The organism is Veillonella sp. ACP1 (assembly GCF_000286635.1).
Classification (GTDB): domain Bacteria; phylum Bacillota; class Negativicutes; order Veillonellales; family Veillonellaceae; genus Veillonella; species Veillonella atypica.
Map to the genome: position 1 here is coordinate 164,450 of NZ_ALKL01000024.1, position 13,988 is coordinate 178,437.

The window sequence follows — 13,988 nt, forward strand, 5'->3', positions numbered from 1 at the left end:
CGGATTAAAGAGAGTGGATAGAATTAATTTAATACTATGATTTTGGAGGTGAGCATATGGCAACGATTTCATTACGTATTAGTTCAGATGAAGAAAAACTATTACAAACCTATTTAGCCGCACATAACTTAAATATTTCATCGTTCATTAGACAAGTCGTGTTTGATAAAATTGAAGATGACTTAGCACTAGATGAAAAGCGTATTTTGAGGGCTCGTAATCGGATTAATAAAGAAAAACACTACTCCCATGAGGAAGTTTGGAAAGAACTGGGGGTATAGAACATGTACGAGGTTATATTTACTGATTCGGCATTAAAAGAATTGAAGAAGTTAGATAAACCGGTAGTACGAGTTATAAAAAACTGGGTTGTTAAGAACCTTGTTGATTGTGTTGATCCGAGAATACATGGAAAACCATTAAAAGGCAATCTTAAAGGTGTTTGGCGCTATCGTGTAGGGGATTATCGGCTCTTTGCAGATATTCAAGATGATAAACTTGTTATCTTTTTATTTGAAGTAGCACATAGGAAAGAAATCTACAAATAAGTTTAGAAATTATAATGTTAGTTGAGATTTTTCTTGACTTTCATTCTATAGAAACATTATAATCAGATTATAATTTTATACTCGCCTAAAAGAAACCGATGAGGTGGAGATAAAAATAGGAAATGCACTCACAGAGAGCGGGATTAGCTGAGAACCCGTAGTACGCAGCTTATTAAATGGACCACCGAGGGCGCATGGAACAGAATGAATTTTCATTCCTAGTATGGTGCGACGTCACACGAGCGTTAGTCGTGAGGGATATGTTAGTATCCTGCGAAAGGGGAATGCGCTGCATTCAAACAAGGTGGTACCGCGATTTATAGCACATACAATCATATTGTAATAATAGAACTATAGACTCGTCCTTGACGTTACATTGTCATGGGCGAGTTTTTTTATTGGCAAATGCCAGATGGAGGTTCTCATGATTTTTCCTAGTCTTGACCGTGTGAAAGCTATCGCACCGGGCTACGATATCGTGCCTGTATATATGGAAATTTTATCCGACGTACGCACACCGATTAGTGTGTTGAAAGCGTTAAAACAAGTGAGTAGTCATACGTACTTGCTTGAAAGTGCGGATAATAGTAATCATTGGGGCCGTTACTCCTTCTTAGGCTACGATCCTAAGATTGAGCTCTTTTGCAAAAACCATAAAATGACTATCAAAGACGGTACAACGCGTACTTTTGAATGCTCTGACCCAGCTGCAGAGATTCGCAATATTTTGAGCCAATATAAAAGCCCTCGCTTAGAAGAGCTACCAACCTTTACAGGCGGCTTTGTAGGGTACTTTGCTTGCGAATACATTCGCTACATCGAGTCAACATTGGATTTCCCAACACCAGACGATGACTCCGCCATGGTAAACGATGTAGACCTTATGCTCTTTGATAAGGTAATCGCCTTTGACCATTATAAAAATAAAATCTACTTAATTGCTAACATCAGCACAAATGATTTAGAACGTAACTACAATAAGGCTGAGCTTGAACTTAAAGCATTAGCTGATCTCGTAGTAAACGGGAAAGAGGCAGATGTTCCAAAAGGTATTCTTAAAACAGAGTTTACCTCTGAATTTACAAAGGATGAGTTTGAAGCAGTTGTTAAAAAGACACAGCATTACATCAAAGAAGGGGATATCTTCCAATGTGTTGTATCTAATCGCCGTGAAGCTGAGTTCGATGGCAGCTTGTTAAATGCGTACCGCGTATTGCGTACGTTGAACCCATCTCCATATATGTTCTACCTATCTGGTGGCGATGTAGAGCTTACAGGTGCTTCTCCAGAAACATTGGTAAAATTGACGGATGGTAAAATGTACACCTTCCCAATTGCAGGTACTATGCGCCGCGGTAAAACCGAAGCAGAGGACTTCGCTATTGAGGAAAAACTCATTAATGACGAAAAAGAGTTGGCTGAACATAACATGCTCGTTGACCTTGGCCGTAACGACTTAGGTAAAATTGCTAAATTCGGTTCCGTACAAGTAGAGGCGTTACACATGTTGCAACGTTTCTCCCACGTAATTCACATTACATCTACTGTAAGCGGTGATATTCAAGACGGTAAAGATGCTCTCGATGCCATCGGTGCTACATTGCCAGCAGGTACTTTGTCCGGAGCTCCTAAAATTCGTGCTATCGAGATTTTACACGAACTTGAAAAAAGTCCACGCGGCGTATACGGCGGTGCTGTAGGCTACATCGATTTCTCCGGTAACATGGACGTATGTATCGGTATTCGCATGGCTATGAATAAAGGCGGTAAGGTTTATGTTCGCGCTGGTGCTGGTATCGTTCGCGATAGCATACCTGCTAGTGAATACAATGAAACATTGATCAAAGGCCAATCCATGATTTCCGCAATTACAGATGCACAGGAGGTAGAATAATGGTACTCCTTATAGATAATTACGATAGCTTCTCCTTCAATTTATACCAATTAGTAGGTTCTATCGATCCAGATATTAAAGTCATCCGTAGCGATGAATTAACAGTTGAAGAAATTCGTGCGTTGAAACCAGATTACGTGATACTTTCACCAGGACCTGGCAGACCAGCTGATGCAGGTGTATACGAAGACCTATTGCGTGAATGCAAAGGCGAATTCCCAATCCTCGGCGTATGCCTTGGTCACCAAGCCATCGGCGAAGTATTCGGCGGCACCGTTTCCTATGCAAAACAAGTTATGCACGGCAAACAAAGCGTAGCCAAACAAGTACACCCATCCAAAATCCTTAAAGGCATACCTGAACAATTTGAAGTAGCACGCTACCACTCCTTGGCAATCATTGACGAAACCATGCCAAGCGAACTCATCGTTACATCCATTACAGACGACGGTGAAGTAATGAGCGTAGAACACAAAGACTACCCAATCTACGGTGTGCAATTCCATCCGGAATCCATCATGACACCAAATGGGGAACAAATGATTCGCAATTTCTTAAGTCGCTGATATAGCGGACGATAGGGGCACCCAAGCCGACACGCTACTGCGCTTCGCGGAGCCTGAAGTCGTTTGGGCACCCCTATCGTCCTATCATCGTAGGACTTTAGAAATATACGAATCATTTGTTTCCCTAAACGTAAAAGGAAGAAAACGGCATCGCCGTTTTCCTTCCCAGCGCCGCAGAAACAATTTTAAATATTTAATTGTTGTTCATTTTGATGGCCGTGTAAGCAGGTAGTAGGGCATATAGAGGACTAAATGTCGTAGTGTTATTGTGGATTCACAGGGTTCTAGTCCCGACTTTGGCCCTGCGAAGGCCGCAGGCCGAAGTCAGACCCGGCCGGTGGAGGGAATAGGTCCCTGTGAATCCACAAGCGATATGAATGAGAGTCTATGCCCTATTACCGTTGAACAGAAGCAAAATGAACAACAAGTAAGGAGTTATAAATGATCCAAGAAGCATTATATAAAGTAACCCATGGTCAAGATTTATCTTATGACCTTGCAAAGGATACAATGAACAAGATTATGAGCGGAGATGTAGCCGAAGTCCCTATGGCTGGTTTCTTATGTGCTCTAGCAGCGAAAGGCCCTACTGTAGATGAGGTTACAGCTTTTGCTGATGTTATGCGTGAAAAGGCTGGTTCTGTTCCGCACGAGCAAACAGTAGTTGAAATTGTAGGTACTGGTGGCGATGAAGCGAATACATTCAACATTTCTACTACATCTGGCTTTATCATTTCTGCAGCAGGTATTCCTGTAGCGAAACATGGTAACCGCAGTGTATCTAGTAAATGTGGTGCTGCTGATTTGATCGAAGCATTAGGCGCTAAATTAGAGCTTAATGGTGAACAAAACGAGGCAGTTCTCAATAAAGCCAATATGTGCTTCATGTTTGCTCCTGTATATCACCAAGCTATGAAATATGCAGGCCCTGTACGTAAAGCGTTAGGCGTTCGTACGGTATTCAACATCCTTGGACCGTTGGCGAACCCAGCAGGCGCTACGGTTGAGTTGATGGGCGTTTACGATAAATCCTTGGTAGAACCATTGGCTCGCGTATTGGCTAACCTCGGTGTGAAACGCGGTGCTGTGGTACACGGCTTCGATGGCCTTGATGAAATTACGGCTACCAACAAAACGTACGTATGCGAAATTAATAATGGTACTTTCACAAGCTACGAATTCGATCCTAAGGACTATGGTTTCGAATATGCTGATAAAACTGAGCTCGAAGGTGGCGATGCAACAGTAAATGCTGAGATTACTCGCCGCGTTCTCGGTGGTGAGCAAGGCGGCAAACGCACGGCAGTTCTTCTCAACGCTGGTATGGCGATTTACCTTGCAAAAGATGGCATTACTTTAGCAGAGGGTATTGAAGAGGCAAAATATATGATCGATTCTGGCAAGGCTCTTGCTACAATGGAACAATTTGTGAAAGCAACACAAGAGGTATAACCATTGATTTTAGATACAATTGTAGAGGCTACCAAAATTCGGGTAGCCCAAGAAAAACAGGTGGAATCACCTGAGGCTGTAAAAGCCGCGGCGTTGGCGTTACCATCTGATACAGGATTTCCTTTTGAAGCAGCCCTTCGTCAACAAGACTTTAACTTCATTTGCGAAGTAAAGAAGGCATCTCCGTCTAAGGGAATTATTGCTGAGCACTTTCCCTATTTAGACATCGCCAAAGAATATGAAGTGGCTGGTGCTGCGGCTATCTCTGTTTTGACGGAGCCAGACTTCTTTAAAGGTGATAAAAAATATTTGCAAGAAATTGCAAGCACTGTCAAAATCCCTGTACTTCGTAAGGACTTCATCATCGATGAGTACCAAATCTACCAAGCAAAGGTATGGGGCGCTAGTGCGATTCTCCTAATCTGTGCATGTTTAGATGTGCCTACGTTGACCAAGTTCCGTGAGTTAGCGGACTCTCTTGGCTTATCCTCTTTGGTAGAGGCTCATGACGAAAACGAAGTACAAATGGCTATCGATTGCGGTGCCCGTATTATTGGCGTTAATAACCGCAATTTGAAAGACTTCACCGTAGATGTACAAAACAGTGTGCGCTTGCGTAATCTCGTTCAAGACGATGTGATCTTTGTATCTGAAAGCGGTCTAGAAACGCCAGAGGATATCCAAGTATTGCGGGATAACAATATCGGTGTCGCCTTGATGGGTGAAACTTTCATGCGTTCCCCCAATAAGGTTGAAAAGTTAGCCTATCTCTATGGCCCAACCTATTACACACCAAAGGTTAAGATGTGTGGCATCTCTAAAGTAGAAACAATCCCTGCAGTAGTAGAGGCAAAGCCGGACTATATGGGCCTTGTATTTGCACCGAGCAAACGACAAGTCACAGTGGAGCAAGCTAAAATATTGATTGAAGAACTACACAGAGGATATGCCAAAAAATATGGCTCAGATACAGAACATGATAAGAATGATACAATAAAAACTGTCGGTGTTTTTGTAAATGAAACAGTAGACAATCTCGTTACCATTGCTAATGAAGCCAATCTAGATGCTGTGCAATTGCATGGCGATGAAGATGAGACTTTCATCCAATCCTTAAAAGAACGTACTAATGTAGAGGTTTGGAAAGCGATTCAAATCCGCACTGCTGCAGATACAGAAAAATGGATTGATAGCAGTGTAGATATGCTTCTCTTTGATGCATATCATAAAGATGAGAGGGGCGGTACAGGAGAAGTATTCGACTGGTCCTCTTTAGATGCCTTTGAACGTCCATTCATGTTGGCTGGAGGTATCGACAGTACAAATGTGGCGCGTGCGATTCGCACCGTTCGCCCATATGGTATTGATATTAGCAGTGGTATTGAAACAAATGGAGTGAAGGACGATGAGAAGATTACAGCTTTCACCAAGATTGTGAAGAGTATAGGAAGGTAAAGTTATATGAGTGAAGAAAGACATGGCTATTTTGGCGCCTTCGGTGGTCAATTTATGCCAGAAACATTGATGAATGCAGTCATCGAATTGGAAGAAGCGTACAATAAGTACAAAGATGATCCAGAGTTCGTGCGCGAACTTGAGGATTTACATAAAAAATATACAGGTCGTCCATCCCTTTTGTATTATGCAGACCGCATGACAAAAGACCTAGGCGGTGCTAAAATTTATCTGAAACGTGAAGATTTAAACCATACTGGTTCTCACAAATTGAATAACGTAATTGGCCAAATGTTGTTGGCAAAACGAATGGGTAAAACACGCGTAATCGCTGAAACTGGGGCTGGTCAACACGGTGTAGCAACAGCTACGGTAGCCGCATTGATGGGCATGGAATGTGAAGTATTCATGGGTGCTGAGGACTGTGAACGCCAAGCGCTCAACGTATATCGCATGGAATTGTTGGGCGCAAAGGTACATCCTGTAACAACAGGTACTAGCACATTGAAAGATGCTGTATCCGAAGCGATGCGCGAATGGACAAACCGTATGTCCGATACACACTATGTGTTGGGCTCCGTTATGGGCGCGCATCCATTCCCTATGATCGTTCGCGATTTCCAATCTATCATCAGCCGTGAAGCGCGTGAACAAATTCTCGAAGCGGAAGGTAAGTTGCCAACAGCTGTTATGGCCTGTGTTGGTGGCGGCTCCAATGCGATGGGGATGTTCTATAACTTCATTCCTGATGAAGGTGTACGCCTCATTGGTTGTGAAGCAGCTGGTCACGGCGTAGATACAGATATGAATGCTGCTACGATGGCAAATGGTACAGTAGGTATCTTCCATGGCATGAAATCCTACTTCTGCCAAGATGAAGATGGTCAAATCGCACCGGTATATTCCATTTCTGCAGGCCTTGATTATCCTGGCATCGGACCTGAACATGCGTACTTGCGCGACAGTGGCCGTGCTGAATACGTACCTGTTACAGATGATGAAGCAGTAGATGCGTTTGAATATCTATCCCGCTTAGAAGGAATTATTCCTGCTATTGAAAGTGCTCATGCGGTGGCACATGCACGTAAAATTGCTCCTACCATGAGTAAGGACGATATTATTATTATTTGTTTATCTGGTCGTGGCGATAAGGACGTTGCGGCTATGGCGAAATACAGAGGGGTGGATCTTCATGAGTAAAATTAAAGACGCTTTCACAAAGGGCAAGGCATTCATCCCATTTATTAGTGCTGGTGACCATGGTATTGAGAATACGGAACGGTATATTCGCATCATGGTGAAAGCTGGCGCTGATATGGTGGAAATTGGTATTCCGTTCTCGGACCCGACAGCGGAAGGCCCAGTTATCCAAGAGGCAAGCACGCGTGCATTGTCTACAGGTGTAAAAATTCACGATATCTTCGATATGGTACGCCGTTTGCGCAGTGGTGATGATGCGGTGACAGTGCCACTCGTATTCATGACCTATTTAAATCCTATCTATGTATTCGGTCGTGAAAAATTCTTTACCCTCTGTGAAGAGGTTGGCATTTCTGGTGTTATTGTGCCGGATATGCCGTTTGAAGAAAAAGGTGAACTTGGAACAATTGCTCATAAGCATAGTGTTGAAGTAGTATCCTTGATTGCCCCAACATCTGAAAATCGCATCGAAATGATCGCAAAAGAAGCAGAAGGTTTCGTGTATTGTGTATCGTCCTTGGGGGTTACCGGTATGCGTAGCGAAATCAAGACGGATATTAAATCCATCGTTGAAACCATTCGTAAATACACAGATATTCCTGTGGCCGTTGGCTTCGGTATTTCCAAGCCAGAACAAGCGGAGGCTATGGCTCGCGTATCTGATGGTGCTATCGTAGGGTCTGCTATTGTAAAAATCGTGGCAGAACATGGCGAACATGCAGACCAAGCACTATTTGACTATGTACAATCTATGAAACAAGCCGTTTCAAAGGCTGGTGCATAATATAGTTGCCCTGTCGTTTGAGAAAAAGGATGTTTAATGATACGACAATTAGTAATTGATACAATAAAAGATAATATTATAGATCGGTATTGTGATTTTTCTGGCACCATTTCTCGGGGCGCATTTTGGCGATTTATGCTCGTTGAACATTTGATTGTTGGTATTTGCTTTGCCGTGCTAGGTTTACTGTCCCTGTATAGTGCCCTATTTATATATACAATAGGCATAGTTTTTGCGCTGTGGTTTATTTCGATTATGGCCCTTACATTGCCTAATTTGGGTGCTATGGTACGTCGCTTACATGATACAAATAATAGCGAATGGCTTTTGCTGTTAGGCTTTATTCCCTATATAGGCATTCTAATCGTTATCGTATTATTGCTGCGAGGTACAAAGAAACATCCTATTATTGAAAGCTCAGTTGAATCCTTTGAAGAAATAGATTTATTTAGCGATAACGCGGTGGATAATTTGCAAAACCTAGATACATCAAGCAATGCATCTCATACATCATATGGGAAAATAAGTATTATTGCTGCTATTTTTCTTACTATTGTTAGTTGGGGAATTGGCATCTATAGTTTTTCCTCTGCTGCAGATAAGGAAATCGATGCGTATTTACAGATGCAACCTGGTGCGTTTATGATTATGGCACAAAAGACTTTAGGTAGTAGTACAGCTGTTGAATCTGCTAAACAGGTTGTAATAAATTATTATACATATCTTAATAAGGAACAATATCAAGAGGCATATCGTTTATTGGCTCATCGAGAACGTGAAAAATATGGCACCTATGATCAATGGGTTAAATCTGTTAAAGCTACTCATAATCGTCAAATGTCTTCGCTCCGTTTACAAGCTGTGTTGCGAGATGATGACGATGTAGATCATATTTCCTTTGAGCTGACTTTCACAGATAAAGCCTATCCTAATCAAATGTTCGTCAAGATGATATATGAGCATGATACGTGGCGTATTGAGTCGATTGTGCCGTACGATCAAAAATATGAAGAGCGATAAGGAGGGCCTATGAATCAGAATATGATATATGATGTAAGTTATATGGATGCCCTTAAACGTGGATTCAAGCAATATGTTACCTTTTCTGGTCGTGCTAGCCGCAGTGAGTTTTGGCGTTTTATGGTGTGCCGAGAAATTATTTTAGACGGGCTAGCTTGTTTCGGTCTTATCGTAGATATGGTGCTCGGCAATACATCGGCTGCTAGTGATTATGCAATGGTGCTGCTCGTCATATTACAGCTCGTATTTTTTCTACCTAGTCTTGCTATTACCTGTCGTCGATTGCATGATGTTGGAAAGAGCGGATTAACATTTCTTTTAGTATTTATTCCTATTGTTGGTATCTTTGTGCTCTTATCTAATCTTGTGAAAAAAGGTGACGTATCCATGAATGTGTATGGGGGAAAAACAGGGTATACCTGTGTTACACCTGTTATGGAGCAACAGTTAGGCCTAGAGCATACGCCTACTGTAAGAGAAGATATTTTGATGGGTGCGGTGGCTATTATTTTATACGTTTGGATTTTTACCCAGCAGTTTGTTGAAAGTGCATGGGTATCCTTTAATGCTAGAGGCATGTTCTAGTCAAACCTCGTTTTACCATTTGGTAAGACGAGGTTCTTTTTATATGAAAATTTTATGAAAGTTTAAATATGGATTTATTGACTATATTGAAAAATATTGTAAAATGAATAATAGATGAAACTAAATAATTCGAATTAGATACTAAGTATTATGTAAATCATATTGTAGAAAGAGGTTCGGCATGCGTGCTTGTCCAAAGTGTGGACAAAGAATACCTAGTTCAGAGCGTTATTGTCCTTATTGTGGGCATATGAAAAATATTCCATTACCACTTGATGCCTATGAATTGGGTTTTATAGAAAATTTTAAACACTGTGTGGTTCATAAATATGCGGATTTTGAGGGACGTGCTAGTCGCAGTGAATACTGGCATTTTATGCTTGTGTACCAATTAATTATAGCCATTATATTGTTTATATGTGCTGCTATTAGTTGTGTAACACCTGTATCGGGGACAACGGGCGTTGGACTAGGTTTGGTAGTCCTTTTTATTTTGTCCATTGGATTTATCATACCAGGTGTAGCCGTTGCTGTTCGACGTTTACATGATCTTGGTTGGTCTGGGTGGCCTGTTCTATTGGGACTCATACCTTTTGTCGGGATTCCGGCAGTATTAATATTAATGGCCTTGCCTGGAAAGACCGCGGCTAACCGGTTTGGAAATCCAACAGGGGTAGAAGTCATTACAAAGCAAATGGCACATAAATATGGATTTATTGATGCGACCCCATCTACACCATTGACTATAGTACTTATAGTGGTGTTAGTTGTATTATGGTTACTAGTGGATTGGATGTTAGCAAATTGAATATATGTATAGAGCATCAGGATTAAAATAGAAGGTCTGTGAAAATGAGCAAAATTGCATTTTCACAGACCTTTATTGTATGTAAACTAAAAGTTATGACAAGTCATTCAAAATACATATGACTCAATAGACGTATTCAGCTATATGACAAGCCTTTTTAATTGACTAAGCACAGCGTACTTTTTATAATAGATATATTATAATACTATAGTTTCGAAGTGGGATTATTATTTCCTAGTTAAATACAGGAATTATATTATCTACGGTTGTAGTTTGCAGATAGAAACATATCTTATCAGATATATAAGGAGACAATACGATGAAGTTTAATACAAAATGCGTCCACGGTAGTGGTAAACCAGATAGTACAGGGGCCATCTCTCCAGCCATTTATATGTCCAGTACATTTACACATCCTGGTTTAGGTGAAACCACAGGATTTCAATATACACGTGAATCTAACCCAACTCGTGATCGCCTTGAAACTTTAATTGCAGGTCTTGAAGAAGGTACTGATGCTATCGCCTTTTCTTCTGGCATGGCTGCTGTTGATGCAGTATTCCATTTGTTTTCCCCTGGAGACCATGTTATTTTAGGGGATGATTTGTATGGTGGATCCATTCGACTATTTACTAATATCTACGAAAAGAATGGTGTTGAATTTACTTATGTAGGCACATCTGACCTTGATGCTGTACAAGCAGCATTTAAACCTAATACTAAAGCTGTTTATATTGAAACACCTACAAATCCGATGATGGAAATTACTGATGTACGTGCGTTGAGTAAAATGGCACATGACCGTAATGCACTTGTTATCGTAGATAATACATTTTTAAGCCCTTATTTCCAAAAACCATTACATCTTGGTGCAGATATTGTTGTTCATAGTGGGACTAAATTTATCGGTGGTCATCATGATGTGATTTCTGGTTTTACTATTGTGAAAGATGATGATTTGGCAGCTCAGTTGCGTCTTATTTATAAGACAGTAGGCGCGTGTTTATCTGCCTTTGATAGCTGGCTTGTCATTCGTGGCATTAAAACTTTGGCGCTCCGTATGGAACAGCATCAAAAGAATGCCATTGCTCTCGCAGAATGGTTGAAACAAGAACCGAAGGTAACAAAGGTATTATTCCCTGGACTTCCGGACCATCCAGGCTATGAAGTGAACAAATCTCAAACTACTGGCTTTGGTGGTATGTTGTCCTTTGAAGTAGATAGTGAAGAGACCGCTAAACAAGTGTTAGAAGGTATTCAATTGATTCAATTTGCTGAAAGTTTAGGCGGCACCGAATCCTTGTTGACATATCCTGTTACACAAACACATCCAGATTTAAAACCTGAAGATGCGGAACGCAAAGGGATTACACGTCGATTGTTGCGCTTGTCCGTTGGCATTGAAGATACAGATGATTTGATTGCTGATTTAGCACAAGCTTTCAATAAATAAAAGGAGGCTATTATGGGCCGATATAATTTTGACAAAATCGTAGATCGCAAACATACAAAGTCTCTAAAATATGATTTTGCTGCACAACGTGGTAAACCTGCTGATGTATTACCATTTTGGGTAGCGGATATGGACTTTGAAATTCCTAGTGAATTAAAGCAAGTCTTGTTAGATCGCGTTAATCATGGTATTTTCGGATATACGGAATCTGATGATGCATATTTCAATGTACTAAAAGAATGGTTTGCTAGCCGTTTTAATTGGAATATAGATAAAAAATGGCTCGTAAAAACTCCGGGCGTTGTATTTGCTCTTGCTATGGCAGTACGTTCTTTCACAAAGGAAGGGGAAGGCGTACTCATTAATCAACCTGTATATTATCCATTCAGCATGGTCATCGATGATAACGATCGTAATTTGATTAACGTTCCTTTAATTCAAGGGGCAGATACATATACAATCGATTTTGAAGGCGTAGAACGCGCTATTGTTGAGCATAATGTAACATTATTCTTGCTTTGTAATCCGCATAACCCTGTGGGCCGCGTGTGGACCGAAGATGAGTTAAAACGTCTTGGTGATATTTGTATTAAACATAATGTTATTATTATTAGCGATGAAATTCACGCGGATTTTGTATGGGATGGTCACAAGCATACTGTTTTTGCTAATCTTGGTGAAAGCTATGCTGAGCATTGCATCGTTTGTACAGCACCTAGTAAGTCCTTTAATATTGCAGGCTTACAAGTGTCTAACATTTTCATTCCTAATGATTCCTTGCGTCATCGATTTATCAAAGAAATTGACCGTGCAGGATATAGCCAATTGAATACGATGGGACTCGTAGGTTGCCAAGGCGCTTATGAAGTCGGTGGACCATGGCTTGATGAATTAAAGGAATATATTCAAGGTAATATTCAATATACCCTTGATTATTTTAAAGAACATTTACCAAAGTTGCACATGTATCGACCTGAAGGTACGTATCTCATGTGGTTTGATTGCTCCCAGTTGCCATTGACACCGGAAGAACGTGAACAATGGCTACTTAATGATGCAAAGCTATGGCTAGATAGTGGCTCCATGTTTGGTAAAGATGGTGAAAAGTTTGAACGCATTAATGTTGCCTGTCCTCGTGCAACATTGACAGAAGGTTTAGAGGCATTGCGTCGCGCTTATATTGCTAAAGGGTTTTAGGAGGTTTCACGATGCCCATTAAAGTTATTAAGAATTTACCGGCTATAACAAAGTTAGCACAAGAGAATATCTTTGTAATGGATACAGAACGAGCGGAAACACAACAAATTCGGCCGCTCCAAATTTTACTTGTCAATTTGATGCCTACAAAAGAGGTTACAGAAACACAAATCCTCCGCGCTCTTAGTAATAGCCCATTGCAAGTAAACCTAACTTTATTGCATACAGCATCTCGAAAATCTAAGAATGTAGATGAAGAATATTTAGATACCTTTTATCGTACCTTTGACGAAGTTAAAGACGAGTTTTTTGATGGCTTGATTATTACTGGTGCTCCTGTAGAGCTAATGCCTTTTGAAGAAGTAGATTACTGGGATGAGCTCGTAGAAATTATGAATTGGAGTGAAGAACACGTATACTCCACGTTCTATATTTGTTGGGGCGCACAAGCTGGTTTGTACCATCATTTCGGTATCAATAAACAAATTATGGATACTAAATTGTTCGGCGTTTATGAGCATGATATCTACAACGATCAACCAGTTCTCTTGCGAGGATTTGATGAAAAGTTCTGGATGCCGCACTCCCGCCATACAACAGTTTCATTAGAGCAAATTAAAGCACATAGGGAATTAGAATTGTTAGCTGGTTCTGAACCAACTGGGGCTGCTATCGTACGTAGTTTGGATAATAAACATATCTTTGTTTTTGGTCACTCTGAGTACGATTGGGATACACTCAATCGTGAATATGTACGAGACCTTGCTAAAGGTGAAGACATTGCGGTGCCAGAAAACTATTTCCCAGATGATGATCCAAAGCAAAAACCAATCGTAAGATGGCGTTCTGTAAGTACATTGCTATTTACGAATTGGTTGAACTATTACGTATATCAAGAAACACCATATATTATTGAACAAATTCAGAAGATGAAGTTTGAACGAGATAAAAATTTTGGTGCTTATATTTAAATACAGAGTATGTTGTCAGAACCTACCAGTTCTCAAAGCCGACACGCTACTGCGC

Annotated in this window: 14 protein-coding genes; all 14 read left to right on the forward strand. The window is 40.7% G+C overall.

The features are described 5' to 3' along the window. Positions 1 to 56 precede the first annotated feature (56 nt). Positions 57 to 281 (forward strand): type II toxin-antitoxin system RelB family antitoxin, encoded by a 225-nt coding sequence (gene relB / locus HMPREF1151_RS08910; protein WP_005375493.1) that lies wholly within the window; start codon positions 57 to 59, stop codon positions 279 to 281. Between the two features lie 3 nt (positions 282 to 284). Next, positions 285 to 548 carry a type II toxin-antitoxin system RelE/ParE family toxin gene (locus tag HMPREF1151_RS08915; RefSeq protein ID WP_005375480.1) on the forward strand — a complete coding sequence of 88 codons (264 nt, stop codon included), beginning with the start codon at positions 285 to 287 and terminating at the stop codon, positions 546 to 548. A 424-nt stretch (positions 549 to 972) separates the two neighbouring features. After that, entirely contained in the window at positions 973 to 2,442 is a 1,470-nt protein-coding gene (locus HMPREF1151_RS08920; protein ID WP_009661709.1) for an anthranilate synthase component I, read from the forward strand. Next, positions 2,442 to 3,008, forward strand: coding sequence for an aminodeoxychorismate/anthranilate synthase component II (locus HMPREF1151_RS08925; RefSeq protein ID WP_009661771.1), 567 nt, complete (start codon positions 2,442 to 2,444; stop codon positions 3,006 to 3,008). Before HMPREF1151_RS08920 ends, HMPREF1151_RS08925 begins: the two co-directional genes overlap by 1 nt. Positions 3,009 to 3,449: 441 nt before the next feature. Then, positions 3,450 to 4,460, forward strand: a complete 1,011-nt coding sequence (trpD, locus tag HMPREF1151_RS08930; RefSeq protein ID WP_009661852.1) for an anthranilate phosphoribosyltransferase — start codon at positions 3,450 to 3,452, stop codon at positions 4,458 to 4,460. A gap of 3 nt (positions 4,461 to 4,463) precedes the next feature. Further along, complete coding sequence (gene trpCF, locus HMPREF1151_RS08935; protein WP_009661742.1) at positions 4,464 to 5,915, forward strand: bifunctional indole-3-glycerol-phosphate synthase TrpC/phosphoribosylanthranilate isomerase TrpF; 1,452 nt, start codon at positions 4,464 to 4,466, stop codon at positions 5,913 to 5,915. A 6-nt stretch (positions 5,916 to 5,921) separates the two neighbouring features. Continuing rightward, positions 5,922 to 7,115: a tryptophan synthase subunit beta gene (gene trpB, locus HMPREF1151_RS08940; RefSeq protein WP_009661830.1), complete on the forward strand. Its 1,194-nt coding sequence runs from the start codon at positions 5,922 to 5,924 to the stop codon at positions 7,113 to 7,115. Next, positions 7,108 to 7,899 carry a tryptophan synthase subunit alpha gene (trpA, locus tag HMPREF1151_RS08945; protein ID WP_009661854.1) on the forward strand — a complete coding sequence of 264 codons (792 nt, stop codon included), beginning with the start codon at positions 7,108 to 7,110 and terminating at the stop codon, positions 7,897 to 7,899. Before trpB ends, trpA begins: the two co-directional genes overlap by 8 nt. Positions 7,900 to 7,935: 36 nt before the next feature. Continuing rightward, a complete protein-coding gene (locus HMPREF1151_RS08950; RefSeq protein WP_009661816.1) occupies positions 7,936 to 8,919 on the forward strand; it encodes a DUF805 domain-containing protein in 984 nt (327 codons plus the stop codon). A gap of 9 nt (positions 8,920 to 8,928) precedes the next feature. Further along, positions 8,929 to 9,504 (forward strand): DUF805 domain-containing protein, encoded by a 576-nt coding sequence (locus HMPREF1151_RS08955; RefSeq protein WP_009661731.1) that lies wholly within the window; start codon positions 8,929 to 8,931, stop codon positions 9,502 to 9,504. 181 nt (positions 9,505 to 9,685) lie between these two features. Then, complete coding sequence (locus HMPREF1151_RS08960) at positions 9,686 to 10,312, forward strand: DUF805 domain-containing protein (RefSeq protein WP_009661703.1); 627 nt, start codon at positions 9,686 to 9,688, stop codon at positions 10,310 to 10,312. A gap of 319 nt (positions 10,313 to 10,631) precedes the next feature. After that, positions 10,632 to 11,765, forward strand: coding sequence for a PLP-dependent aspartate aminotransferase family protein (locus HMPREF1151_RS08965; protein WP_009661751.1), 1,134 nt, complete (start codon positions 10,632 to 10,634; stop codon positions 11,763 to 11,765). Between the two features lie 12 nt (positions 11,766 to 11,777). Beyond that, a complete protein-coding gene (locus HMPREF1151_RS08970; protein ID WP_009661846.1) occupies positions 11,778 to 12,962 on the forward strand; it encodes a MalY/PatB family protein in 1,185 nt (394 codons plus the stop codon). 11 nt (positions 12,963 to 12,973) lie between these two features. Continuing rightward, positions 12,974 to 13,933 (forward strand): homoserine O-succinyltransferase, encoded by a 960-nt coding sequence (metA, locus tag HMPREF1151_RS08975; protein WP_009661841.1) that lies wholly within the window; start codon positions 12,974 to 12,976, stop codon positions 13,931 to 13,933. Positions 13,934 to 13,988 lie beyond the last annotated feature (55 nt).